Annotated in this window: 20 protein-coding genes and 1 riboswitch; of the genes, 7 read left to right on the forward strand and 13 right to left on the reverse strand. The window is 67.8% G+C overall.

Annotated elements, in window-relative coordinates:
* Positions 1-207: 207 nt before the first annotated feature.
* Complete coding sequence (locus tag KEC55_RS19535; RefSeq protein ID WP_282509811.1) at positions 208-2,238, reverse strand: TonB-dependent receptor; 2,031 nt, start codon at positions 2,236-2,238, stop codon at positions 208-210.
* A 418-nt stretch (positions 2,239-2,656) separates the two neighbouring features.
* A riboswitch (FMN riboswitch) is annotated at positions 2,657-2,813 on the forward strand.
* A 66-nt stretch (positions 2,814-2,879) separates the two neighbouring features.
* Between KEC55_RS19535 and KEC55_RS19540 the strand changes: the two genes are divergently transcribed.
* Positions 2,880-3,386, forward strand: coding sequence for a 6,7-dimethyl-8-ribityllumazine synthase (locus tag KEC55_RS19540; protein WP_282509813.1), 507 nt, complete (start codon positions 2,880-2,882; stop codon positions 3,384-3,386).
* Positions 3,387-3,542: 156 nt separating this feature from the next.
* Here the strand turns inward: KEC55_RS19540 and KEC55_RS19545 are convergent, their stop codons facing one another.
* Both KEC55_RS19545 and KEC55_RS19550 read right to left on the reverse strand, forming a co-directional pair.
* The gene (locus KEC55_RS19545; RefSeq protein WP_176045464.1) at positions 3,543-3,974 is read right to left on the reverse strand and encodes a MarR family winged helix-turn-helix transcriptional regulator; all 432 of its coding nucleotides are present in this window, start codon (positions 3,972-3,974) and stop codon (positions 3,543-3,545) included.
* Positions 3,971-4,888 carry an alpha/beta hydrolase family protein gene (locus KEC55_RS19550; RefSeq protein ID WP_282509816.1) on the reverse strand — a complete coding sequence of 306 codons (918 nt, stop codon included), beginning with the start codon at positions 4,886-4,888 and terminating at the stop codon, positions 3,971-3,973. The genes KEC55_RS19545 and KEC55_RS19550 overlap by 4 nt, the downstream gene beginning before the upstream one ends.
* A gap of 297 nt (positions 4,889-5,185) precedes the next feature.
* On the opposite strand from KEC55_RS19550, the gene KEC55_RS19555 reads away from it, so the two are divergent.
* Both KEC55_RS19555 and KEC55_RS19560 read left to right on the forward strand, forming a co-directional pair.
* A complete protein-coding gene (locus KEC55_RS19555; RefSeq protein WP_282509817.1) occupies positions 5,186-6,154 on the forward strand; it encodes an ABC transporter substrate-binding protein in 969 nt (322 codons plus the stop codon).
* Between the two features lie 52 nt (positions 6,155-6,206).
* On the forward strand, positions 6,207-7,301 hold the full coding sequence (locus KEC55_RS19560) for an LLM class flavin-dependent oxidoreductase (protein ID WP_282509819.1): 1,095 nt from the start codon (positions 6,207-6,209) through the stop codon (positions 7,299-7,301).
* Positions 7,302-7,371: 70 nt separating this feature from the next.
* Here KEC55_RS19560 and KEC55_RS19565 read toward each other — a convergent pair whose 3' ends face one another.
* The 6 genes from KEC55_RS19565 to KEC55_RS19590 all read right to left on the reverse strand — a co-directional run bounded on the left by KEC55_RS19565 (position 7,372) and on the right by KEC55_RS19590 (position 14,235).
* A complete protein-coding gene (locus KEC55_RS19565; protein ID WP_282509822.1) occupies positions 7,372-8,304 on the reverse strand; it encodes an ABC transporter substrate-binding protein in 933 nt (310 codons plus the stop codon).
* A gap of 34 nt (positions 8,305-8,338) precedes the next feature.
* Positions 8,339-10,135 (reverse strand): amino acid ABC transporter permease/ATP-binding protein, encoded by a 1,797-nt coding sequence (locus tag KEC55_RS19570; RefSeq protein WP_282509824.1) that lies wholly within the window; start codon positions 10,133-10,135, stop codon positions 8,339-8,341.
* Between the two features lie 60 nt (positions 10,136-10,195).
* Positions 10,196-11,548 (reverse strand): LLM class flavin-dependent oxidoreductase, encoded by a 1,353-nt coding sequence (locus KEC55_RS19575; protein WP_282509826.1) that lies wholly within the window; start codon positions 11,546-11,548, stop codon positions 10,196-10,198.
* 7 nt (positions 11,549-11,555) lie between these two features.
* A complete protein-coding gene (locus KEC55_RS19580; protein WP_282509828.1) occupies positions 11,556-12,605 on the reverse strand; it encodes an LLM class flavin-dependent oxidoreductase in 1,050 nt (349 codons plus the stop codon).
* A 63-nt stretch (positions 12,606-12,668) separates the two neighbouring features.
* A complete protein-coding gene (locus KEC55_RS19585) occupies positions 12,669-13,616 on the reverse strand; it encodes an ABC transporter substrate-binding protein (protein WP_282509830.1) in 948 nt (315 codons plus the stop codon).
* 58 nt (positions 13,617-13,674) lie between these two features.
* Positions 13,675-14,235, reverse strand: a complete 561-nt coding sequence (locus KEC55_RS19590; protein WP_282509832.1) for a GNAT family N-acetyltransferase — start codon at positions 14,233-14,235, stop codon at positions 13,675-13,677.
* Positions 14,236-14,658: 423 nt separating this feature from the next.
* Between KEC55_RS19590 and KEC55_RS19595 the strand changes: the two genes are divergently transcribed.
* Positions 14,659-15,726 (forward strand): hypothetical protein, encoded by a 1,068-nt coding sequence (locus KEC55_RS19595; RefSeq protein ID WP_282511346.1) that lies wholly within the window; start codon positions 14,659-14,661, stop codon positions 15,724-15,726.
* Positions 15,727-15,864: 138 nt separating this feature from the next.
* Here KEC55_RS19595 and KEC55_RS19600 read toward each other — a convergent pair whose 3' ends face one another.
* From KEC55_RS19600 to KEC55_RS19615, 4 genes are all read right to left on the reverse strand, one after another.
* The gene (locus KEC55_RS19600) at positions 15,865-16,788 is read right to left on the reverse strand and encodes a recombination-associated protein RdgC (protein ID WP_282511348.1); all 924 of its coding nucleotides are present in this window, start codon (positions 16,786-16,788) and stop codon (positions 15,865-15,867) included.
* 149 nt (positions 16,789-16,937) lie between these two features.
* A complete protein-coding gene (locus KEC55_RS19605) occupies positions 16,938-17,972 on the reverse strand; it encodes a succinylglutamate desuccinylase/aspartoacylase family protein (protein ID WP_282509834.1) in 1,035 nt (344 codons plus the stop codon).
* Positions 17,973-18,514: 542 nt separating this feature from the next.
* Positions 18,515-18,790 (reverse strand): hypothetical protein, encoded by a 276-nt coding sequence (locus tag KEC55_RS19610; protein WP_282509836.1) that lies wholly within the window; start codon positions 18,788-18,790, stop codon positions 18,515-18,517.
* Positions 18,791-19,053: 263 nt separating this feature from the next.
* Positions 19,054-20,601, reverse strand: a complete 1,548-nt coding sequence (locus KEC55_RS19615) for a sensor domain-containing diguanylate cyclase (protein WP_282509838.1) — start codon at positions 20,599-20,601, stop codon at positions 19,054-19,056.
* A gap of 501 nt (positions 20,602-21,102) precedes the next feature.
* Between KEC55_RS19615 and KEC55_RS19620 the strand changes: the two genes are divergently transcribed.
* Genes KEC55_RS19620 through KEC55_RS19630 form a run of 3 tightly spaced genes read left to right on the forward strand, consistent with a single transcriptional unit; the run spans position 21,103 to position 25,939 of the window.
* Positions 21,103-23,982 (forward strand): xanthine dehydrogenase family protein molybdopterin-binding subunit, encoded by a 2,880-nt coding sequence (locus tag KEC55_RS19620; protein WP_282509840.1) that lies wholly within the window; start codon positions 21,103-21,105, stop codon positions 23,980-23,982.
* Positions 23,979-24,683, forward strand: a complete 705-nt coding sequence (locus KEC55_RS19625) for a (2Fe-2S)-binding protein (RefSeq protein ID WP_282509842.1) — start codon at positions 23,979-23,981, stop codon at positions 24,681-24,683. The genes KEC55_RS19620 and KEC55_RS19625 overlap by 4 nt, the downstream gene beginning before the upstream one ends.
* Complete coding sequence (locus KEC55_RS19630; protein ID WP_282509844.1) at positions 24,680-25,939, forward strand: cytochrome c; 1,260 nt, start codon at positions 24,680-24,682, stop codon at positions 25,937-25,939. Before KEC55_RS19625 ends, KEC55_RS19630 begins: the two co-directional genes overlap by 4 nt.
* Positions 25,940-25,985 lie beyond the last annotated feature (46 nt).

A 25,985-nucleotide genomic window follows, 5' to 3' on the forward strand; every position in this document is an offset into this window, starting at 1 on the left:
CGTCTTTTTGCTAATAATCGTCTGATGATTTTGTTTTGATTTATCGGTGAATGCCGGAATTTCGTTTTCGGCGAATCCGGGAAGGGTGCCGATATGGATGTTCGGCGCGCGTCGCCTGATTGGCGCGATGGGTGAATGAGCGGAAACGGGCGCGCCACGTCGGCGCGCCGGACCAGCCCGCGGCGGGCGCCGCGAGCCGTACAAGGGTCAGAACGTGGTGCGCAACCCGGCCATCACGCTGCGGCCGCCTTCGGGCGCGAAGCCACGCACGACCGACGTCGAGTAGCGGATCTCCTGGTTCGTCAGGTTGTCGCCACGCAGGTACGCGAGCCAGTGCGTCGGGCCGACGCGGAACTTGTAGGTCAGCATCACGCCGAGCGACGTGTAGCCGTCCGTCGAGAAGTCGTTGTCGGGCACGCGATGCTGCGACCAGGCGTGCGTGACCTGTGCGCGTGCGCCGAACGGGCCGTAGCCGTAGTCGGCCGCGAGCGTCGCGCGCAGCGGCGCGATGCGCGGCAGCGGCTGGCCCGTGTCGACGTTGCGCGCATGCGTGTAGTCGGCCGTCAGTTCGAGGTCGACCGTGTGCCCGCGCCGCGAGAACGCGCGCCATTTGCCGTCCAGCTCGACACCGTAGAACTCGGCGCGCACGCCGCGATAGATCGCCTCGTTCAGCGAGCCGTCGGTGCCGGGCGTGACGGGGTCGCCATCGTCGTCCACGACGCGGCCCGTGTTGTACTCGGTCAGGTAGTTGGAGAAGCGGTTGTAGAACACGCCGACGCTGCCGCGATTCGGGCCGCTCGCATAGCGCAGCGACAGGTCGGTCGACACCGCTTTCTCCTTCGATGCATTCGGGTTGCCGATCAGGAACTGGCCGGTCGCATCGTGCGGGCCGTTCGAATACAGCTCGTAGAAGGTCGGCGCGCGTTCGGTGTACGCGACGTTCGCGGCGACCGACCATACCGGCGTAAGCGAAAACAGTGCGCCGGCGGACAGGCTGCCCGCGTTGAAGTCGCGCGCCTGCGCGCCCGCGAATTTCTCGACGCCGGCCGGATCGGGGTCGACCTTCACGTGCTCGAAGCGGCCGCCGAGGCTCAGCTTCAGTGCGGGAACGACCTGCCATTCCTCGAGACCGAACAGCGCGACGCTGTTCGTGCGGGTGGACGGCACGAGCATTTCGTCGCCGAGCGCGGAGAAGGTGTTCTGGCCGAACTGCACGCCGATCGCGCCTTCGAACGGGCCGATCTTGCGGTGCCGCGCCTCGATGCGCGCTTCGTAGCCGCGATTGCGGAAGGTGGTCGCCGTCTCGCCGTTGTCGACTTCCTTGTGGCGGTAGTCGGTGTACGCGAAATCGAATTTCAGCTTCGTGAACGGCCCGCTCAGGTTGCGCACCTCGGATGCGAACGCGAGGCGCTCCTGCCGCATCCGCAGCCGCACGTCGCTTTCGGCAACCGAGCCGTAGTTCGATTCGTAGCCGCTGTACGACAGGCCCGCGAAGCCGTCGGCCCAGGTATACGACGCACCGACCGCGCCGCCGTGCACACGGCCATCGCTGTTCGGCACGTTGCCTTCCGGCTGCGGCGTGTCGGGGCCGTCGAGCGCGCGTTGCTGGCTGCTGCGCGCGTAGCCGGGAATCCGCAGCTTGCTCGTTTCGCGGTCGAACGCGTCGACGTGGAACGCGAAGCGGCCGTTGCCGCCTTCGACCTGCGCAGCACCGGCGCGCACGGAATTCGCGCCACCGTAGCGCGCGTCGAGCGCACCCGTCACGCCCTGGATCGCTTCGCGCGGAATCCGGTTGTCGATCGTGTTGACGACGCCGCCCACCGCGTTGCCGCCGTACAGCAGCGCGGCCGGGCCGCGCACGATTTCGACGCGTTCGATCGACAGCGGATCCTGCGGCACCGCGTGGTCGTACGACAGCGACGACGCGTCATAGGCCGCGACGCCGTTCTGCAGCAGCCGGATCCGGTCGCCATCCATCCCGCGGATGATCGGGCGGCCGACCATCGGCCCGTAGGTCGTGGTCGACACACCGGGCAGCCCGTTGAGCGTTTCGCCGAGCGAATCGGCCTGGCGGCGCGTCAGCGCATCGCCGGAGAGCTGCACGGTCGGCGCGATCAGTTCGGTGTCGCCGAGCGGGTTCGCGGTCACGAAGATTGGCGCGAGCGGCGTGCTGGCCGGTGCCGGGCTCGACGACGCGGGCGTATCGGCTTGCGCGTGGGCGACGGCGGCGAACAGCATCAGCGAAAGTGACGAGAGTGGGCGAAGCGTTAAACGAGGGAGGTCGCGCATGGTCGGTGAATCGGTTGGAATCGGATCGGATAACGAGCGATGCGGGTCACCGCTGGATACGATATATTGTTGCGTCATTGACGCGCAGTGACCCGATGGAACATGGCTCGGCGAGGCTTGGCCACCCACAGTGGAACGGCGTAAGGCGGACGAGCACCCGAAATGATATGTTATATCATTTCAAATTCCAAGCCGACTGGCAGGTTCTCGTCGGGTTTCTGTCGGATCGGTGAAAAGGGCGGTTGGAGCGGAGGGGCGACCGCGGGAAACGGGCCGGGGAACGCGCCAGGCGGATGAGGCGGGCGGAGACGTTGAAGAACCTGCACGACGAGACTGTGATAGATTTCCGGCGCGGCCAATGTGCCGCGAACGTTCTCAGGGCGGGGTGAAATTCCCCACCGGCGGTAATCGCGCGATTGCGCGTAGCCCGCGAGCGCTTGCCGGCACGCATGTGCACGGCAAGGTCAGCAGACCCGGTTCGATTCCGGGGCCGACGGTTAAAGTCCGGATGAGAGAGAGCGGGGTTCGTTGCGTACGCAAGGTACGTGGCTTGTCCCTGTGCGCCCATTCAACTCACACAGGACCCATCGATGACCCAACTTGCTTCCCCCTCCCAAACTGCTGCTCCGCGGATCGCTTTCGTCCAGTCGTGCTGGCACAAGGAGATCGTCGACCAGTGCCGAAACGCGTTCGTCGACGGGCTCGCCAACGCGAACCTGAGCCAGGCGGATTGCGACTTCTTCGAAGTGGCAGGCGCTTTCGAGATTCCGCTGCATGCCAAATTGCTCGCGAAAACCGGCAAATACGCGGCCATCGCGTGCGCCGGCCTGGTGGTCGACGGCGGTATCTATCGCCATGACTTCGTCGCGCAAGCGGTGATTTCCGGCCTCATGCAGGTGCAGCTCGAAACCGGCGTGGTGGTGCTGTCGGCGGTGCTGACGCCGCATCATTTCCACGGCGCCGAGCATGTCGCGTACTTCCACGAGCACTTCCTCGTGAAGGGCGCGGAGCTCGCGCATGCGTGCGTCGATACGATCGGCAAGGTCGCGGCGCTGAAAGCGGAACCCGTGGTCGCCGCGATTGCGCAGGCTGCCTGACGCCGTGCGGAGTGCCTGCCGCCGCGCGATGAATGGCGTCGCGCGGCGGCGTGGCGGTCAGCTTTGCATCAACATGAAAATCGAATCGGAAACGCGAGTCGCAATCGCTTTAGATTGATGCCGGTGCGAGCCCGTTGCGGCGCGGGAACGTGCCGCTCAGCGCTCCGCCGGAAACCGGTCCTGCAACGCGTGCAGCCAGCGCGCGACGACATCGAGTTCGTCGTCTGAAAACCCGTCGCACAGCTTGCCGTTCAGTTCGCGCAGCAGCACGCGTGCGCGCTTGAGCGCCGCGTGGCCCTCGTCGGTCAGGTACAGCCGTGTTGCGCGGCCGTCGTCCGAGTCGGCATGACGCGTGATGAGACCGGCCTTTGCCATCCGGTCGGCGAGCCCTGTCATCGCGGACGGCGCGAGCTGCAGCGCGGCGCCGACTTCGCCGATCAGCGCGCCATCCTGCCTGGCGAGACAGAACAGCGCGCCGGCCTGCGCGGCGCTCGCGCGCGTCTCGGTTTCGGCCTTGCGGTCGATCCAGCGCTGCACGCGCCGCTGGCCGATGTTCAACATGAAAAACAGTCGTCGGTCTTCGCTCAAGCTGGGTTCCCGGCTGCGATGGAAAGGGAGGGACGGCTCGCGTTGCGTGGCGTGTCGAGCGCCTGCGCGAGCCAGTCGGCCACGTCGGGCCACAGCACGGTGCCGGGCCGGCTGCGAAAGAAGCCCATGTGTCCGACCGGGCCGCTGCCCGCCGCGTGCGGATCGATCTGGCGGCGTTCGACCTTCGCGCGGGTCAGATAGCTTACCAGCAGCCCGATCGCAGCCGGGTTCGCCCATGGATCGTCGTCGAAACCGAGCGCGAGGATCGGCAGCTGCTGTTTCGAGAAGCGCTCGGCCGCGCCGAGCGTCGGATCGTCGAAGAAATAGTGCGGCAACGTCGTCCAGCGGCTCCATTCGCGGAACACGCCGGCCGGCAGATCCTCGCCGAGCCCGAGCCGCTTGCCGGGTACATAGCCGAGCAGCGTGGACATCAGCGGGCCGAGCACACGCAGGATCAACCGAACCTTCAGGCGTTCGGCCGCCTGCGCGATCAGCCGTGTGCTGCCCGCGTGCGCGGCGACGAGCACGGCCGCGCGCAGGTGCGGCGTGGCGGCGGACAGCCCGATCGCATGCCCGCCGACACTGTGGCCGACCGCCAGCAGCGGCAGCCCGTCGTACGCCTGCCGTGCCCATGCGGTCGCGGCGCCCACGTCGAGTTCCATCCAGTCACGCATGCGCGACTTCAGCGCGGCCAGGCGCGAGGGCCGCGATGCGCCGATGCCGCGATAGTTGTAGGTCAGTGCCGCGAAGCCGCGTTCGGTCAGGAAGCGCGCGAAGCCCGCATACAGCCGCTCGGGCACGGCCGTCGCCGGATGGATCAGCACCAGCGCGCGCGGCGCGGCGTCCGGCGACCACAGCGTGCCGTGCAGCGTGTAGCCGTCGGCGGCGGAAAACTCGATGGGTTGGGAGGTCATGGCCGTCCTCGCTCGGGTAGTTATTTCGTATGCGAAATATAGTCCGTGATTTATTTCGTGCGCGAAATATCTATCGAGGAATCATTCGAACGGCAGGCGGCGCAGGCCGATGGCGAACACGGTGCAATTGCGCTCGCTTCATAAAATATTTGCATCTTTGCAAAGCAGAATATTGCGTTTGTCTCATGAAGCCGATCGACGTATCTTCACCGGTTCCATCCGGTCCGCCGGCCGTCGCGCACGGCGGACCACGCGGCGCCGCCATCGCGCGGCAGCCGGCCAACCTTCCGGGAGATCATGTTGTCGAGCCGAATCGTCACGGCGCTCTTGCTGGCGCTTGCCGCTCAGCCGGGCCTTGCCAAGGACACCGTCACGCTGCGCGTCGGTGAGCAGAACTACTTCAACATCCAGGCGTCGATGGAGGCGTCCGGCGTGCTGAAGGACCTGCCTTACACGATCGAGTGGAAGCACTTCCAGGCCGCCGCCCCCGTTGCCGAAAGTCTGAACGGCAACGCGATCGACGTCGGCTTCCTCGGCGATTCCGCACTGCTGACGCTGGCCGCGCGCGGCGCGCCGGTCAAGGTCGTCGCGGTATCGCGGCAGAGCCTCGACGGCGTCGCGATCCTTGTGCCGAAGAATTCGCCCGTGCGCACCGTGGCCGACCTGCAGGGCAAGACCATCGCCGTATGGCGTGGCGCATGGAGCCAGCAACTCGTGCTGCGCGCGCTCGAACACGCGGGCTTGCGCGCCGATTCCGTCAAGTACGCGTACCTGATGCCGATCGATGCGACCAACGCCTTCGCGAACGGCTCGGTCGACGCCGTGTCGCTGTGGGAACCGTTCGTCAGTACGCTGGCATTGCGGCAGGGCGCGCGGCCCGTGACGACCGCACAGGGGCTGATGCCCGCACTGAGTTTCGTCGCCGCGAACGAGGCGGCCGCGTCGGGCAAGCGCGCCGAGATCATCGATTTCCTACGGCGCGTGGTGGCGGCGCGTCAGTGGGTCGACAGCCATCCGCGCGAGTACGCGGACCTGTGGGCGAAGCGCGCGAAGCTCGAACCGGACGTCGCGTACCGCTGGCTCAACCACGCGAAACAGCGCGTCGGCCCGGTCGACGACACGGCAGCGAAGGATGCGCAGAACACGGCCGACTTTCTGCACAAGGCCGGCGTGATTCCGGCCGCGTACGACACGTCGAAGCTGCTCGACCGCTCGTATGCGGGCGCATTCGCCGTGCCAGCGCAGAAGACGGCCGCCGCGCAGTGACCGTGCGTCCGTTCCCCCGATTCCCGATCGAGTCACCCGAGGACACTTCGCCATGCCAGTCGACATCATCGGCATGATCACCGCGACACCCGGCGCGGAGGTCGACGTACCGGGCGGCGCGGCCGTCCAGCCCGACTACGTGCGCCGCTTCGCGCAGGCGCACGAGGCGGCCGGCTTCGACCAGGTCCTGGTCGGCCATTTCAGCAACGCGGCGGACGGCTTCATCGTCGCGTCGTTCGCGGCCGCGGCGACCGAGCGCATCCGCATCCTGCTTGCGCACCGGCCGGGCGTGATCGTACCGTCGGCCGCCGCGCGGCAGATCGCGACACTCGATGTGTTCAGCGGTGGCCGGCTCGCGCTGAACGTCGTGTCGGGCGGCGACGATGAAGACTTGCAGCGCGACGGCGATTTCGTGCCGCACGATGCGCGCTACCGCCGCACCGGCGAATATCTCGACGTGCTCAAGCGGATCTGGCTGGCCGATGCCCCGGTCGATCACGACGGCGCGTTCTATCGGCTGCGCGGCGCGTCGCCGCTCGTGAAAGGCGCGCAGCGGCCCCACGTGCCGATCTATTTCGGCGGGTCGTCGCCGGCCGCGCTGGCGGTCGCGGGCGAGCATGCGGACGTCTACATGACATGGGGCGAGCCGCTCGACGCGGTGCGCGAGCAGATCGCCCGCGTGCGCGCTGCCGCTGCGCCGTTCGGGCGTGCGCCGCGCATCAGCGTGTCGTTCCGGCCGATTGTGGCGGACACCGAGGCGGCCGCATGGGAGAAGGCCGAGGCGATCCGTGAACGCGTGCGCGCGGCGCGGATCGCGAACGGCCAGCCGATCGCCGGTCATGCGCCGCAGAATGCGGGATCGCAGCGGCTGATGGCCGCCGCCGCGCAGGGTGACGTGCTCGACGAGCGGTTGTGGATGGGTGTCGCGAACCTGACCGGCGCGCGCTGGAATTCGACCGCGCTGGTCGGCACGCCGGAACAGGTCGCACGGGCGCTCGGCGCGTACTACCGGCTCGGTGTATCGACGTTCCTGATTCGCGGGTTCGATCCGCTCGACGATGCGCTGGCCTACGGGCGCGACCTGATTCCGGCGATTCACGCGCAGATTGCGGAACTCGACCGGTATCAGGCGGCCGTGCCGGCGTAGACAAACCACCAGCAAGCCGAATCGCCCCGGCATTTCCGTCGCGGCATGCCGGGGCGCTCGTCGTCGGTTTTCAGAACGACGGCAGCCCCGGCGGATTGGTCTCCGCGTGCGCGATCGCCTCGCTCTGCAAGTCCCAGCGCGCAAGCGCTTGCCCGTAGCGGCCGTTGCCGATCAGCGCGTTCGTCGCGAGCGTCAGCGCCGGTGCGAGCCCGCTGCCACGCCGCGTCGCGATCGCGACATCGGCATTGTTGGGCCAGCCCGCGTTGACGACGCCGACCCGGCGGATCTTGCCGCTGCGCGCGGCCTCGTACGCGAGCGACGCATTCGGGTTCAGCTCCGCGTCGGCGCGGCCCGACAGCAGCGCGATGCGCGCCGTTGCATCGTCGTCGAAATAGAGCAGCTCGGCCGGCTTCAGCCCCTGTGCAACGTTGCGCTTGCTCCATTCGAGCAGGATGCGCTCCTGGCTCGTGCCGGCGCCGGTGATGATCCGCAGGCCCGCGATGTCCTTCGGCTCGGCGATCTTCGCGATCGGGCTGCCGGTGCGCACATAGAAGCCGTGCAGCCCGAGCCGGTAGGTCGTGAAGTCGTATTTCTCCTTGCGCTTCTCGGTCACGCCGACGTTCGAGATCACCGCGTCGTACTTGCCGGACGTCAGCCCGAGCGGCCAGTCGGCCCATGCGATCGGCACGAGCGCGAGCGTGCGGCCGAGTGCGTCGGCGACGAGCTGCGCATAGTCGGGATCGGCGCCGACCACGGTGCGCGCGTCGGTTGCGTACGTCGACACGGGCGGCGCATGCGGAGAAATCGCGACCGTGAACGCGCCGTCGCGTACCCAGCGGTAGGCGGCTGCCGCGCGGATCGCCTCGTCGTCGCGATCCGCGCGCAGGCGGCCGGCCTGGCGCGGGTCGAGATCGGCGGTTGCCGCCGCCGCATGCGCGGCCTGCCACGGCAGGACGGTTGCCGCGGCCAGCGCGGCCGAGATGAACTGGCGCCGGTCGGTCATCGCGTGGCTCCTCGCAGGTTGGAAGCGGCGCGCATCACAGCACCCGCGACAGGAACGCGCGCGTGCGCGGATGCGACGGCGCGTCGAGCACCACGGCCGGCGGCCCGGCCTCGACGACGCGCCCGCGCTCCATGAACAGGACGTTGTCCGCGACTTCGCGCGCGAAGCCGATCTCGTGCGTGACGATCACGAGCGTCGTGCCCGAGCGCGCGAGTTCCTTGATCACGTCGAGCACTTCGTTGACGAGTTCGGGATCGAGCGCCGACGTCGGTTCGTCGAACAGCAGCACCTTCGGACGCAACGCGAGCGCCCGCGCGATCGCGACGCGCTGCTGCTGGCCACCCGACAACTGGCGCGGGTACGCTTCGGCCTTGTCCGCGAGGCCGACACGCGCGAGCAGCGTGCGTGCGGTGCGTTCGGCCGCATCGCGCGTCACGCCGCCGACCGCGATCGGCGCTTCGATCAGGTTCTCGAGCACCGTCAGGTGCGGGAACAGGTTGAAGTTCTGGAACACCATGCCGACGGCCGTGCGCCGCTTCAGCACGTCACGCTCCTTCAGCTCATGGAGCACGTCGCCGTCGCGGCGATAGCCGATCAGTTCGCCGTCGATGTCGATGTAGCCGTCGTCGACGCGTTCGAGATGGTTGATCGTGCGCAGCAGCGTCGACTTGCCGGAGCCCGACGGCCCGACGATCACGGTCACGCTGCCGCGCGGCGCGACGAACGATACGTTGTCGAGCACGCGCTGCATGCCGAACTGCTTCGACACGCCGTGCACGGCTACCTCGCCGCCGGTGCGCGGCGCGGCGGCAGCGGCGGTATCGGCGCGGGCATCGCTTGCGGCCCGCGCGATCGATGCCGCGCGGCGCGACGTGGCACGCCGCCACAGTGCGCCGATGCGCGCGAGCGCGAACGTGAGCACGGACGGCGGCGGATTGCGCAGCGCACCGCGTGCATAGTGCCGCTCGACCTGCACCTGGATCGCCGACAGCACGGTCAGGATGATCAGGTACCAGACGGTCGCGACCATCAGCAGCGGAATCACTTCGAGGTTGCGCCGATAGATCACCTGCACCGTGTAGAACAGCTCCGGCATCGCGAGCACGTAGACCATCGACGTGCCTTTCGCGAGCGTGATCAGGTCGTTGAACGCGGTCGGCAGGATCGCGCGCATCGCCTGCGGCAGCACGATCCGCGTGGTCTGGCGGCCGCGCGGCAGCCCGAGCGCGGCCGCTGCTTCGAGCTGCCCCTGGTCGACCGCGAGAATGCCGCCGCGGATCACTTCCGAGGAAAACGCCGCGTGGTTCAGCGTGAGGCCGAGTACGGCCGCGAGGAACGGGCTGATCAGCTCGGTGGTCGGCGCCTCGAACCACACGATGTCGGTAAACGGCACGCCGAGTCGCACGTGTTCGTACAGGTAGCCGAGGTTGTTCAGGATCAGCAGCAGCACGATCAGCGGAATCGAGCGGAACAGCCACACGAAGGTCCATGCGCTGGCGGACAGCAGGCGCGAACGCGACAGCCGCGCCAGCGCGACGAATGCGCCGAGCGCGAAGCCGAACACCGCGCCCAGCAGCGTCAGCACCAGCGTGCGCGCGAGCCCCGACAGGACCGGCGGCGACAGGAACCATTCGGCGAATACCGGCCAGCCCCATTGCGGGTTGCCGAGGATCGAATGCAGCGTGATCGCGATCAGCACGAGCGCGAGCACGGTGCCGGCCGTGCGCGACCGGTGGCGCGCGGGCACGATCCGGAAACGCGTGCCGGCGTCGCGCGCGCCGGGGGAAGAGAGCGGCGGCAGTGCGCCGCCGAGATGGGTCGTGTCGCTCATGTCGTTGGTAATCCTCGAATCTGTCGGGCGGGCGCGCCGCGCACGGGCGGCGCGGTGGCGTCAGGCGTGCGCTTCGGCCGCCGTTTCGTGCGGCGCGCCGGGCGCCGCGTGGCGGCTTGCCTTGCGCGGCAGGCCGAGGTGGTCGCGCAGCGTCGCTCCGGGCAGGTCCCGGCTGTAGCGGCCGCGCGCCTCGAGCGCCGGAATCACGAGTTCGACGAAATCGTCGACGCCTTGCGCCTGTACCGGAAAACCGAGGATGAAACCGTCGCCGGCGCCGGCGTCGTGCCAGCGGATCAGCTCGTCGGCCACGTGCTCGGCCGTGCCGATGAAGTTCGGGCGCGGCGTGGCGACCGCCAGCGCCGTCTCGCGCAGCGACAGGCCTTTCTGTTTCGCGTCGGCCTTGATGCGGTCGGTGGTCGAACGGAAGCTGTTGCGTCCAAGCTCGCCGAGTTCGGGGAACGGCGCGTCGAGCGCGTACTGCGTGAAGTCGTGGTGGTCGAAATAGCGGCCGAGGTACGCGAGCGCCTCGTCGATCGTCAGCAGGTCGCGGATTGCCTGGTATTTGTCTTCCGCGTCGGCGGCCGTGCGGCCGACGATCGGCCCGACGCCGGGGAAAATCTTCACGTCGCCGGCTTGCCGGCCGTGCTCGATCGCGCTCTGCTTCACGCGCCGTGTGAACGCGGCCGTTTCCTCGATCGACGGCGAATGCGTGAACACGGCATCCGCGTACTTGCCCGCGAGGCCGATCCCGGTGTCGGACGAGCCGGCCTGGAAGATCACCGGCTGCCCTTGCGGCGAGCGCTGGATGTTCAGCGGGCCCGCGACCTGGAAGAAACGGCCGTGGTGATCGAGCGTGTGGAGCTTGTCGCGATCGAAGAAGCGGCCGGTCGCGCGGTCGCGCACGAACGCGTCGTCGTCCCAGCTGTCCCACAGGCCCTGCACGACGTCGAGGTATTCGTCGGCGATCTCGTAGCGCAGTTCGTGATCGGGATGCGCCTTGCCGAAGTTCTTCGCGGTGCCTTCGAGCGGCGTCGTCACGACGTTCCAGCCCGCGCGGCCGCCGCTGATCGCGTCGAGCGATGCCAGTTGGCGCGCAACCGTGAACGGCTCGCTGTACGACGTCGAGATCGTGCCGGCGAGCCCGATCTTCTTCGTCGCGACCGCGAGCGCCGACAGCACGGTCAGCGGCTCGAAGCGGTTCAGGAAGTGCGGGATCGACTTCTCGTTGATGAAGAGGCCGTCCGCGACGAACGCGAACGCGATGCCGGCGGCTTCCGCCTTGCGCGCGACACCGATCGCGAAGTCGAGGTTGATGCTGGCGTCCGGCGGGTTGCTCGGATGCCGCCAGGCGTTCATGTGGCTGCCTGCGCCTTGCAGCATCAGGCCGAAGGGGATCGATCGTCGGGTCGTCATGGGAGCGTCACGCGTTCTGGTCAGGGGAGAAGGAGCGGTCGGCCGCCAGGGCCACCTGCAACGGCGTGGCCGACAGTGCGCCGCCGAGCCATTCGGCCGACGCGAGCCGCGCCGCGTAGTCGGTTACCGGCGAATCGATCACGAAGGCATCGACGTCGAGCCGCCGGCTCAACGTGTCCAGCGCGCGGTGGATGCGCTCGGGCGTATCGGCCAGCACGGTTGGGCGCAGCTCGTCGATCCGGTAGTCGGACGCGCCGCTTTGCCGTGCGAATTCGGCGGCCGCTTGCGCGCTGGCGAGGTTGAAACTCTGGCCGCCCGCGAACTGCAGCTTGAAGATCTTCAGCGGCCCGATCAGTTGCTCGGCCGCGTCACGCGTCGGCGCGGCGACCGCGTACAGCGCGACGAGCGGCTTCGCGCCGCCCGCGCTGCGATAGGCTTCGAGCGAACGTTCGAGATTGGCGTCGTCGCCGTTGAAATGCCCCGCGTAGCAGAAGCGCCAGCCGTTGCGCGCGGCGAGCGCGCCGCTGTCCGGCGAGCCGCCGAGCAGGATGCGTTCGGGCGGCTGCGGCGGCACCGGCATCGCGACCGCGCCGGCCAGCGGATGATCTTCGGCAACGCCCCAGCCGAGAAAGGCGTCGAGCTCCGCGAGCTGGCCCGCGAAGTCAGGCTTGCGCGCCTTGTCGTGAAACCACTGCAGCGCGCGCGTGGTCAGCGGCAGCCCGCCGGGCGCCTTGCCGATACCGAGGTCGACCCGGCCCGGTGCGAGCGCGGCCAGCAGCTTGAACGTCTCGGCGACCTTGAACGGGCTGTAGTGCTGCAGCATCACGCCGCCCGAGCCGACGCGGATGCGCGACGTATTGGCGAGCAGGTGCGCGACGACGACTTCCGGCGCCGAACTCGCGAAGCCCGGCGTGCCGTGATGCTCGGCGACCCAGAGGCGTTCGTAGCCGAGTTGTTCGGCGCGCTGCGCGAGCGTCGTCGTGAAGCGCAGCGCGTCGGCGGCGGTCGCGCCGTCGGCGATCGGACTCTTGTCCAGCAGCGAAAGCGAATAAGACATGATGGGCGGCGTTCCTGCCTGGGAGTGAAATGAGCGTGGATGGACGGTAGGCCGGCGCGGCGCTCAGCTCTTCGGCAGCCCCGGCGGATTCGTGCGCGACTGGTCGATCGCTTCGGACGCGAGGTTCCAGCGGTCGAGCACCTGCTGGTAGCGGCCGGTCTTGATCAGCCCGTTCAGCGCGACGGTCAGCGGATCGGCGAGCCCGCTGCCGCGGCGCGTGGCGATCGCGATGTCGGCCGTGCGCGGCCAGCCGCCGCTGATCGCGCCGACGAGCCGTGTCTTGCCTTGCTGCGCGCTCTGATAGGCGAGTACCGAGTTCACGCTGAACACCGCATCGGCGCGGCCCGACTGCACGGCGACGATGCGCATCGCCTGGTCGTCGTAGTACTGGATCTGCACGGGTTTCAGCCCGTGCGCGACGTTCTCGCGGTCCCACGCGAGCAGGATCTTTTCCTGGTTGGTGCCGGCGTCGGTCACGATGCGCAGCCCCGCGACGTCCTTCGGTTCGCGGATCGCCTGGATCTTGCTGTCGTTGCGCACGTAGAAGCCGACCTGGTCCTTGCGATAGGTCGAGAAATCGAGCTTCTGCTTGCGTTCCTCGGTGACGGTGACGTTCGAGATTACCGCGTCGACTTTCCCCGATTCGAGCGCGAGCGGCCAGTCGGCCCATGCGAGCGCGACGATCTTCAGCTTGCGGCCGAGGCTGTCGGACACGAGCTGGCCGATGTCGGCGTCGAAGCCGATCACCGTGCGCGCGTCGGTCGCATACGAGCTGATCGGCGGCAGGCTCGGCGCGATGCCGATCGTCAGCGTGCCGGGCTCGGCGAACCTGAACGACGCGGGCACCGCACGCTCGACCGCCGCGTCGGCCGCGCCGCGCGGCCGGCCGCGCTGCTCGGGGCTCAGGTCGAAGGTCGCGGCCGCTGCTGCGGCGGCGAAGGCGGTCAGGCCGATCAGCGCGGCGGCCAGCGTGCGTACGGTACGGGAAGAAAGCGGTACGGCTCGGTGCATGAAGACGTCCTGTCGTGGAAAGCGGAAGAGGCGAGGTGAAAGGCGGGGCGGTGTGCCGTCAGCGCGACAGCACCGGTTCCGGCACCGGTGCCCACAGGTCGGCCAGTGTCGACGTGCGCGACGGATCGACGAGATCCTTGCCGAAGCGCAGGTGGAAATACGCTTCGGGGGCGATCGACGAATCGAACAGCCGCGTATAGCCGGTGCGGTCGTACAGCGCCCACGCTTCAGGCTGGCGAAAGCCGGTGGTCAGGTAGAGGCGGCGGTAGCCCTGCTGCGCGGCGCGCAGTTCGAGCGCTTCGACGATCAGCCGCGCGAGGCCCTGACGGCGCAGGTCGGCGTGCGTCCAGATGCGCTTGAGTTCGGCGGTCTGCGCGTCGTAGCGCTTGAACGCGCCGCCGCCGATCGTTGCGCCGTCGCGCAGCAGCAGCACGAACGCGCCTTCGGGCGGCGCGAACAGTTCGGCCGGGTAGCGCGCGAGTTCGTCGCGGGCAGACGCGCGGCTGTCGGGGCGGTACGCGTCGTAACGGGTCGAATACTCGTCGATCAGCGCGTCGATCAGCGGCTGCGCGCGGACGTCGAGCGGTGTCGTGTCAATGATGCGGTCGTTCGTGGCCATGGGCATCGCGGAGAGCGCACGATGCGGACGTTCCTGGCGGGGTGCGGGCACGCGGCCCGTCCGGTCTGTTCCGTTATCGCGACGCAGTTGTCGTGATGGCGGCGGCCGCTGCGCATCGTGCGATGCCGGTGGCGCGCCGCCGCCGTTTCGAACACGTTAGCGGCGCGGCCGGCAAAGGCGAACGAAGCAATTTCGATAAGGATTTCGCGGGAGGCGTCAGAAGGCTTGCAGCGGGAGTGGGGTGAGGTTAGGAGGCGGCAGCAGGCACTTGAACTTACGATATCCTTCAATGGCCGACGCTCGCGGATGATGTGCCGATACGCGTGCCGTCCGTCCCGGTGCGAAACGTGGCGGCAATACCGGCACAACGAAAATGGCTGGCTCAAATCCGGTGATAACCATTCCAACAAGGGCAACACAATGATGACTTCCAGCGATGGCCTGACCAGTCCGGCGCGGCTGCTGCGACTCGCCTCATGGGTGATTGCGATCGTCTTCGCCGTATTTCTGAACATGCTCGGCAGTCTCGTGATTCGCGACATGGCGTTCGCCCCGAGCGGCGGGCCGCCCGCCATCGAGCAATTCGCCGACGCACCGACCAAGGCGCGACTGGACGCGGCGCGGCGCGATCTGCAGGCGCGGCACGACGCGCTCGCCGAGAAGGCCGGCGCGATGGAGGTGGCGCATGGACGCGCCGCGAAGGAGTACGCGGCCGAGAAGGAAAGTTTCCGCAACTGGCTGGCAACCCGCTCGGTGACGGGGGACAGTGCGCGGGACCCAGACCTTCTGGCGAGAACCCGCAAGCTCGATACGCTCCAGGCAGTGGTGGTCGACTGGCAGCATCAGATCGACGCGATCGGCGACCAGCAACGGGCACTGGCATCGCAGCAGGCTCAAGTCGACACGCAGACTGCCGACGCGGACGCCGCAGCCGAAAAGCGCTTCGACGCGGCGACCCGGCATTACGAGTTGCAGGTATTCGGGCTGCGGCTTGCGCTGACGCTGCCGATACTGCTGATTGCGATCTGGTTGTTCATCCGCTACCGCAAGGCGCGCTACTGGCCTTTCGTCTATGGCTTCGGCCTGTTTGCACTGAGCGCGTTTTTCATCGAACTGGTCCCGTACCTGCCGAATTTCGGTGGTTATGTCCGGGTCCTGGTCGGCATTGCGCTCACGGTATTCGCCGGCCTCTACATGATGAAGGCCTTTCAGCGTTATGCCGAACGCAAGCGGCTCGAATTGCAGCAGGATCAGGGGGAACGCGCACGCACGATCGGATACGAAAAGGCCGTTCGCTCACTCGAGAAAAAGCGCTGCCCGTCGTGCGACAAGCAATGGAATCTCGGTGGCGACGACTCCACGTTCTGCGTGCATTGCGGATTGCGGCTCTTCAACGTATGCGGATGCGGCGGCCGGAATTTCTACTTCTTCCCGCATTGCCATCAATGCGGTGCGCCGCAGGGAAACGAGGCGCCGGCGTCATCCGATTGATGGCTGGCGTGTGAGCCACCCGCAATCGCGCCGGCACCGGCCCGCGGCCGCGTCGGCGCGTCGTCGATGCCCATTGCTGGCCGCGAGCGCCCGGCCGCGACCCGCCGCCACAGCGACGATCGTTGACCGCGACGGGGTTCAGGCCGCTGCCGCTTTTTGAATCGCGTCCTGCTGATCGCCACCCAGGATCTCGACAAGATGGGACAGCATCTGCGCCAATTCACCCGTCATCAGCGTGACGTCCGAGTCGAAACGTTCATCGTCGTTCTGCGCGGTGGGATCGGCCGCCTCCTTGATCACGTCGAGCGGCGTGACACGCTTGATCGTCAGCGACGGCGTCAGCACGAAGGAGATCCGGTCATTCCAGGTCATCGCGAGGCGCATGCATTGTTTGCCGGCCTCGATGTGCCGGCGCATGTCGTTGGCTTCCAGCGCGTGGCCGACGTATCGCACGGTGGCGCCGCCTTCGCCGCTCGAGCGCAACTCGGCGTCCTGGTCCACGGTGAATCCGCCCGGCGCCTCGCCGGACAGCAACCAGTCCGTCATCGCGGCGACCGGCGAATACGCCACCTGAACGCCGGCGAGCGGCAACTGATCGATCGATTTGACGAGCAGGCCGAGAATCTCGTCGGCAAGTGCCTGTGAAGCCGCATCGATGACGAGCCAGCCGTTCGCCGTATCGATCCACACGCGGGTATCGCGGCGAATGGTGAACGCGCGCGGCAGCAGTTCGTCGGTCACCTGCTCCTTGAGTTCGCGCATCTGTTTTCGGCCGACCTTGAAGCCTTGCTGTTCCTCGACTTCAAGTGCCCGGGCCTTGGTCACCTGGTTGACGACGGACGCCGGGAGCAGCTTCTTTTCGGCGCGAAACACCAGCAGCATCTGCCGGTTGATCGAATACACGAGCGCGCCGTCGTCACGCGGCGACGCCCAGCCGTGGCGCTGCATCTCGAGGCTGTTGCCCGGCTGAAACGCGTGGGGCGCCAGCCATTTTTCCATCTGATCGGGCGTGACGGCCCACGGAGCCGGAAGACGGTGAAGCTGAAGATTTTTGAACCACATGGGAGTACGGGCAAAGCGCGTCATTCTATACGACGGCGGATTCGCGCTGAAAAGCGCACGGAAGATCGCGTGTGTCGCGAATCGGTTCGGCCCCGCCACCGGCGGGGCATTGCAGATACGCGACGGCCTGAGTGAGGCGGTCGCGCTCGTCAGTCGATGACACGCGGCGGCGTCGACAACTCCGCCAGCTGAAACATGCAATCCCCACGCTGCACCTGCGCGGGCACGCGTTTGCACACCACCTCGCCATCGCCCTTGAAGCGGTGCAGCACCGGTTCGCGCAACGGCGTGTCGGGGAAATGCACCCACGCGGCCGGTTGCCCGGCCTTCACCTGATCGCCGAGTTCGACGAGCGGTTCGTACAGCCCGCGCTCGTACGCATAGACGAAATGGCGATCGCCGTCGACGCGCATGAAACGCGTGACGGTCGGCGGCGCGTCGGGCACGAGCGCGCCATGCAGCAGGCCGATATACCCGAGGTAATGCAGCAACCCGTGACGGCCGAGACGGATCAGCGACGGATCGGCCATGCCGGCGCCGCCGAGTTCGGTCACGATCGAGATCGCGCCTTGCCGGCGCGCGGCCGACGCCGAATGCACCGGGTTCGGCGCATGCAGCAGCGCATTCTGCAACCCGAACGCGACCAGCAGCCCGTTGAGCTTCGCGGCTTCGTCGGCGTCGAGCGGATCGATCGCCAGCATGTTGCCGCCCTGGTACAGCAGCGAGCTGCCGCCCGAGTGCAGGTCGACCAGATACTGCGCGCGCGACAGCAGCGCGTGCTCGATGTAATGGGCGATCATCTGCGTCGGCGTGCCGGCCGGATCGCCGGGGAAGCTGCGATTCAGGTTGCCTGCGTCGAGCGGCGACACGCGCAGGCCTGCGTCCGCCGCCGGGAAGTTCGCCATCGGCAGCAGGATCAACTGCCCGGTGACCATCTCGGGCTCGATCTCGCGCATCAGTTGCGACACGATGATCTGGCCTTCGTATTCATCGCCGTGGTTGCCGGCCATCACGAGCGCGACCGGGCCGTCGCCATTGCGGATCGACGCGATCGGGATCGGCAGCCAGCCGTATGCCGAGCGGTGCACGGAATGCGGCAGGCGCAGGTAGCCCGCGTGCTTGCCTTGCGCGTCGAGATCGATTTCGCAGTGAATGGGATTTCGGTGTGAAGAGGAGGCGGTCATGGCAGCGTCGTTCGATGAACGGAATCTGCCATCTTATCGGGAAACGACCGCCGCGCGGGCGCGTGCAACGCCGAGCATCCGCACGCCCTCAATCGAAATACGGCTCCAACACCGGTTCGATTCATTCCATGAACGCCAGATAACCGGGACTTGCCGCATTGATCATGCGCAGCCGGCCCAACGGTCGGGCAACCCGCGTCTTGTCCACGATCGGACCCATGCGGGTCGATCGTCGGGACGCGGGCAGGGTGCCGCAGCCTGTTACGGGCGTCGCGTCGAAACAAGAAGGCGATGTCACGTTCGAGCCGGGTGGGTGCAAAAACGCCCGGTGTCGAACTGCATGTGCCCGGCCGACCGCGGCTGGCGAAGCGACCTCGTTGCTTCGCCAACGATGACCGGTTCACCCTGACCCGCGAGGACGACACGCGGGACCGCGCGGATGTTGCAGCGATGAACGCATGCCGGCGCGCGGACCGGCTGCATTCGTATGCCGGATTTCGCGCCGGGCCCTTGCCGCGACAGGGCCCGCGCGCGCAACCGGCTTACCGGCCCGATGTTTCAGCTTCGAGACGTCCTTCTTCCCACAGTGCCCAGAAACGGCTGCCCGCGCGATACGGATTCGCGCGTCGCGTGCCGTGATCGGCGACGCCCTGGCGAAACGCGCCGTACAGCGTCAGCGGCGGATTGTCGACGCAGGCGGTTTCGCGTGCGGCCGGCACGCGGCGTTCGGACATGAGCCGGCGGATCAGCGATGCGCCGTCGATCACATCCAGTTCGTCGATGGTTTCGCTGCGGCTGAGGACTTCGACGGTATTCATGTTGGGTCTCCCTGACAACCTGTTTCCCTGACAGAGAGCAATAAGGGTGCCAACCACGAAAAGCCTTGCGCTGCGTCGATCGTGCCGGCTTCTGCGGTCAACGTGATGCGCGGTAAACCGCGATGTTACGGAACACGTCACGTGACACGCGCATGCGCGACGCCACGTGCGAACCCGCAAAGCGTTTCGGAATTGAATCGTCGGGAGGATGCGGCAGGCAGGGAAAAGACGGAGAGGCAGCGGGCCGTGCGTGTGTCGCCGGGTCAGTTGGCGGTGACCGGCGCCACGCGGCGGCTGCCGCTCGAATAGAAGCAGTAGATGCCCTTGCCGGCGGACTTCGCGTCGTACAGCGCGCTGTCGGCCTGCCGGATCAGTTCGTCGGGCGAGCCGTGCCCGTCGTCGAGCGCGATGCCGATGCTGATGCCGATGCAGACGGTCTCGCCGATCGACAGCGCGTACGGCGCCGAGATCTGCCGGATGATCCGTGCGGCGAGGATCGAGCACGCCTGCATCGTCGTGTCGTCGATCGCGACGATGAACTCGTCGCCGCCGATGCGCGCCGCGAGTTCCCCGGGCGGCAGCGTCTTGCCGAGCCGCTCGGCGACCTGCGTGAGCACTTCGTCGCCGGCCTGGTGACCGAAGCGGTCGTTGATCGCCTTGAAGCCGTCGAGGTCGAGATACATGACGGCGAATGCCGGATTCGGCAGGCGCGGCCGGCGTGCGAGCATCCGCTTGAGCTCGGCGTGCAGTTCGTGACGGTTCGGCAAACCTGTCAGCGCGTCGTGCCGCGCGAGGTGCCGGATGTGCTGCTCGGTCTGGCGGCGCGTGGTGACGTCCTCGACGATGATCACCGCATTGCCGTCCGGCACGCGATGGCGCGTCAGTTCGAGCTGGCGGCCGTCGGCGAGTGCAATGTCGAACGGCCCCGGTTCGACGCGACGCAGCCACGCGTCGCACTGCGCGGCAAGACCGTCGCCGGGACCGGTCACCGCGTTCGCGCCGAGCGCGGCGACGACGTCGGGCAGCGGTGTATCGAGCATGATCTCGCGCGGCGAGCCGAACAGTTGCGCGGTGCGCCGGTTCGCCACGATCACGCGGCTGTCGCCGTCGATCATGCACAGGCCGTGCGGCATATAGGTGAGCGCGGCGTCGAAGCGCGCGACAAGTTCGGCGTTGCGCTGGCGCGCGGCGATCAGCGCGACGAGCACGCGATAGTGGCGCTGGACGACCGTGCGCATCGCCGCCAGGTAGATCGCGAGCGGCGGCAGCAGCAGCCACGCGCCCGACCGGTGAGCGAGCAGCGCGCCGGCACCGATCGGCAGCACGCCGAGCGTGACCTGCGTCATCGCGAGCCGCGGCAGCGCCGAATTGCGCGACGCGATCCCGCCGAATACGCCACCGGCGACCATCACCGACAGCGTGCCGAGCTCGACATCGACGGCTTGCACGCAGCCCATCACGCCGAGACCGAGCACGAAGCACGCGAGGAGCGAGACGGGCGCATAACGCATCGCCCAGTATTCGGCGCGGTCGTCGCCGGCGTTGCGCCGCACGGCGTACGCGCGCGCGATCGCGAGCCTCGCGATGAGCAGGCCGAAGTCGACGATGAGCCAGGCGAGACACCAGAGTTGCTGCAGCCGGATCAGTGCAACGGCCGCGACGAAGCTGCTCGCGAGCCCGGACAGCGCCATCGGGCGCACGTCCTCGAATAGCGTCACGAGCATCGACGGGCGCAGCGCGGCCGTCACGCGGTGGTTGCCGGAGGAGGGAGTGGCGAGAACGGAGTTCAGGAGAGATGTCCTGACTGCCATGGTCTTTTTACCTCGACACGATGTCGCGATGGCTGGCGGCGCCCGCACGGCACGTGGCGGAAGCACCGGCCCGGCCGGATGCGCACGACATTACCATGAAAAACAGACGGCGCGGCAGGGCGGGAGGACCCCATGCCGAGCCGGCCGCTAGTCGTAAACCACGTCTGCGAAAGTCTTGCGCATTCGTCGGCGCGGGGGCAGCATCGTTGCGAACGGGACGACGCACGGCGGCCGATCGGAGACCGACCACGATGCGTGGCGCGTGTGCCTGCCGCATGCCGTCGAGATGGCCAGGGACGGAGCGCACCGGGGTAAACGCAGACGAATTTGCTCTCCGCGACCGCCCGCCGCAGCCCAGCTGAATCCCGTTATAAGGAATTCAATAAGTATTTCATGCGAGAAATACTATAGGCGATATATCTAAAACAATGCCAGAATGCGCGCCGCTCCGAACGTCGCGACACCCGATCGCCGTCCGAGCCGCATCAGGAGGTTCCCCCAATGAAAAACCACGGCCTGTCACGGCGGGGTTTTCTGAAAGCCAGCGTGCTGGCGGGCGTCGCAGTGTATGTCGCGCCCCTGGGCAGCCGCGCATTCGCGGCGCTCTTCGAAGAAAAACTCCTCACCCCCGTCAAATGGGATAGCGTCACCGGCATCCCCCAATTCCGCATCGACGGCATCGCGAAGGTCACGGGCTCGAAAGTGTTCGCCCGCGACGTGCGCGCCGCCGACATGCCGCACTGGCCGCAGCAGCAGTCGCATGCGCTGATCCTGCGCGTCACGCAGGCCGATCGCACGTACGAAGGCTTCGACCTGTCGCTGCTCGGCGACGACCTGAAGCCGGACCGTGTGGTCACGGCCGACGATCTCGCGCGCGACGGCGTCGCGTTTCCGACGTTCTACGGCGACGACATGCTGTTGCCGGCCGGCAAGACGCCCGCGTATCTCGGCCATGCGGTCGCGATCCTGATCTATCACGACTTCGCGCGCTTCCGCTTCGCGAAGAACGCGCTCAAGTTCCGCGACGACGTGATCCGCTACGGCGCGGTCACGGGCCCGCTCGAGCGCGACCCGTGGGGTACCTTCCGCTACGTGCGCGTGGGCGGCAAGACGGCCTATGACGACGATGTCTATTCGAGCCTGAAGGACGCGCCGATCTTCCCGAGCATGATGCGCAAGCACCTGCCGGTCTGGCCGGACGGCAAGGAGCATGGCAAGCTCGACGAGCAGGGCATGTTCCTGGCCGGGCAGATCGCCGGCGAGCTCGACCATCCGTCGGCTGACTGGCTCGTGTTCGATCGCGAATACAACACGCAGTCGGTGGATACGGCTGCGCTCGAACCCGACAACGCGAACTGCTGGTACGACGCCGCGACGCAATCGCTGCACCTCGTCGTGCCGACGCAGTCGCCGCTCGAAGTGTGCGAGAACGCGGCCGCGATGGTCGCGAAATGCCGCTTCCCGGTGAAGAAGCTGTTCGTGCATCCGTGCTACACGGTCGGCTACGGTTCGAAGGATCACTTCAACGTGCCGTTCTACGGCCTCGTCTGCGCACTGTACGCGGACGGCCGTCCGGTGCGTTTCGCGAACGACCGCTACGAGCAGTTCCAGACGTCGCTGAAGCGTCACGCGTTCAAGATGCACTACCGGATCGCGGTCGACCGCAACACCGGCCTGCTGCAGTCGTTCAAGGGCGATTTCGAGGCGAACGGCGGCGGACGCTCGAACTTCTCACCGTCGGTCGCGATGGTCGGCGCCACGGCCGCGCAATCGATCTACTACTTCCCGAAAAGCGATCTCGCCGCGGTCGCGATCGCGTCGCGCGCAATCGATGCGGGCTCGGCGCGCGGCTACGGCACGCTGCAGAGCATGGCCGCGACCGAGATGGCGGTTGACGAGATCGCCGCTCAGCTGAACATCGACCCGATCGATTTCCGTCTGCGCAACGCGCTGCGTTCGGGGATGAAGAACACGCAGGGTGCGATTCCCGCCGGCGCGCTGCGCGTCGACGAGGTACTGGAGCGCGCGAAGCAGCATCCGCTGTGGACGCGCCGTGCCGCGCGCAAGGCCGAATTCGAGACCGCGAACCCGGGCAAGCGCTACGGCGTCGGCTTCGCGTGTGTGCAGAAGGATTTCGGCACGGGCGCGGAAGCGTCGTTCGCGAAGGTCGAGTTCGACGAGAACGGCAAGGTGTCGCTGCGGCACACGGCTGCCGAGATCGGCACCGGAATGTCGACGTCGCAGGCAGTTGCCGTCGCGAAGTGGCTCGGCCGTCCGGCGACGGAAGTGCAGGTCGCCGTGACCGAGTGGCCGGACCTGCCGGTCGAGACCAGCGGCGATCCGTACATCATGTCGCAGGCCGACCAGGATCGACTGAGCGCGAATCCGCGCTGGTCGCCCGGTTATGCGTCGCCGTCGAGCGCGACGAACTCCGCGTACTACTTCACGCACAGCACGCGCGAAGCCGCGCGTGCGGTGTTCCGTTACGGCCTGTGGCCGGCCGCGATGTCGATCTGGACGCGCGGTCTCGGCGGCGGCCAGGCGGCGCCGTACACGATCCGAATCGAGGATGCGCGCTGGGTCGACGGCAAGCTGACTGCCGACGGGCTCGAGCCGCTGACGTTCGAACAGCTCGCGAAGCAGGCGCATGCACTCGGCCTGCCGACCGGCGCCGTCGTGCACGTGTTCAACCGCTGGCAGTGGACCGACGCCGAGTTCGAAGTGGGCGGCGCGGTTGATCGCTTGCCGGTCGACGGGCTGTCGCTGCGCGTCGGCGCGCCGAAGACGGGCGCCGACAACGGCGCGGTGCCGGGCACCGCTGCACCGGCCGGCTCGACCACGATGCGCGGCACGCTGGCGCCGACCGCGAACGGCTACCGCGTACTGGACCGCAAGCGCGTGTTCATTCCGCCGACGAGCCGCAACAACGCGGCCGTCACGTATTACACGGCGGTCGGCACGCTCGTCGAGCTGGCCGTGCATGAAGCGACCGGCAAGGTCGAACTGCTCACGCACCACTCGATCATGGAATGCGGCAACCAGATTTCGCCGCAGCTCGTGTCGGGCCAGTTGCAGGGCGGCCTCGCGATGGGCATCGGGCACGCGCTGCACGAGTACCTGCCGCTCTATGAAGACGGCCCCGGCAACGGCACGTGGAACTTCAACCGTTACCAGTTGCCGCGCGCGTCGGATGTCGCCGTGTGGACGCAGACGGGCGACGTGCTCCCGCCGCTGTCCGAGACCGATCCGCCGAAGGGCGTCGCCGAAGTGGTGATGATTCCCGTCGTCGGCGCGATCGTGAACGGCATCGCGCACGCGATCGGCCATCGTTTCACCGACCTGCCGGTGACCCCGCAAAAGATTCAGGAGGTGCTCGCATGACGACCGCCCAAACCGCGGCTTCGGCCGCGAGCGCCAGCGCGGCTGCGACCGGCGCTTCCGCACCGGCGGCAGCTTCGGCCGCACCGGCATCCGTTCCCGCCGCGCCGGCTGCGCCGGCATCGGCTCCCGCTGCTGTCGAGCGTCCGCTCGTCCGGTTCCAGCAGAAGCCGCTGTCGGTGAAGATCAACGGCAAGTCCGTCGGCCCGATGCAGGTGCCCGAAGGGCTGATGATGATCGAGTTCCTGCACGAATATGCCGGCCTCACCGGTTCGCGGCTCGGCTGCGGGCAGGGCATCTGCCACGCATGCGTCGTGATCGTCGACAAGCCGGACGGCAGCAGCGAGGAAATGCGCACCTGCATCACCGGCGCGCACTTCTTCCACGGCCGTTCGATCCGCACGATCGAAGGCCACGCGAAGCGCAACGAAGCCGGCGAAGTGGTGGAGCTGTCGCCGATCCAGCAGAAATTCCTGGAGCACTTCAGCTTCCAGTGCGGCTACTGCACGCCGGGCTTCGTCAATGCGGCGACCGTGCTGATCGAACGCCTGAAGCGCGAGCCGATCGCGAAGGCCGACGTCGAACGCACGATTACCGAGGCGCTCGACGCGCACCTCTGCCGCTGCACGGGCTATGTCCGCTACTACGAAGCCGTCAAGGACGTGGTGCTGACGACGCCGGGACTCGTGAAGGACGCCGCATGAAACGCACATTCGCTCATCGTGTCGCGCGGGCTGCGGGCCTGCCCGCGCTCGCAGCGGCCTGCGCGCTGCTGCTCGCCGCGTGCGGCGGCCACGACGCGCCGGCCTCGAACGCGGCTTCCGGCGCGCCCGGCGCCGACCAGGTCGCGCGCGGCCGCTATCTCGTCAAGGCCGCCGACTGCGCGGCGTGTCACACCGCGAAGGACGGCGCGCCGTTCGCCGGCGGCGCCGCGCTCGAATCGCCGTTCGGCACGTTCTACGGTTCGAACATCACGCCCGACAAGGATCGCGGGATCGGCGGCTGGAGCGCGGACGACTTCTACGCCGCGCTGCACGACGGCAAGGCGCCCGGCAAGCGCCTGTATCCGTCGATGCCGTACACGTCGTACCGGCAGCTCACGCGCGCCGATTCCGACGCGATGTACGCGTACCTGAAGACGGTCAAGCCGGTCGCGCAGGAAAACCGCGAGCACGAACTGAAGTTCCCGTACAACCTGCGTTTCGGGATGGTCTTCTGGGACATGGTGTTCCTGAAGGACAGCCTGCCCGATGCGTCGGCCGGCCAGTCCGCCGACTGGCAGCGCGGCCGCTATCTGGCGGGTGCGCTCGGCCACTGCGCGGAATGCCATACGCCGCGCGCGTTCACGGGCCAGCTTGACAGCGCGAAGCCGTTCGCCGGTGCCGCACTCGGCCGTGTGGCCGCGCCCGACATCACGCCGGCCGGCCTCGCCGCGCGCGGCTGGACGGGCGCCGATCTGCAGACGTTCTTCGGCGTCGGCATCGCGCCGCAAGGCTCGGCGTTCGGCGAGATGTATCCGGTCGTGCACCTGAGCACGCAATACATGACCCAGGACGACCTGCGCGCGCTGTCGGTGTACCTGCTCGGCGACACGCCGCCCGCGCCGCAACCGGTGAAGCCGGTGTCGGCCGATGCCGCGCAGCTCGCGGCCGGCCGCTCGGTGTATCTCGCGGTCTGCGCGGGCTGTCACGGCTTCAACGGTGAAGGCAAGCCGCACGTGGCGGTGCCGATGAACGGCAACTCGACGGTGCGCCAGGGCGATCCGCGCAACCTGCTGGTCGCGATGCTCGACGGCATCGGCGAGCAGAAGTTCACCGGTTTCGAGAACCTGCAGGCGATGCCGGGCTTCGCGCACACGCTGAGCGACGACGAGCTTGCACAGCTCTCGAACTACCTGCGCGCGACGTGGGGCGGCCAGCCCGCGAGCGTCACGCCGGCCGACGTGAAGGCGATGCGTTAAGTCGTGCCGCGGGGCAGGGCGTCGCGCGCGAGGCAGCCGGTTTCCG

The sequence above is a fragment of the Burkholderia cepacia genome (assembly GCF_029962485.1).
Classification (GTDB): Bacteria; Pseudomonadota; Gammaproteobacteria; order Burkholderiales; family Burkholderiaceae; genus Burkholderia.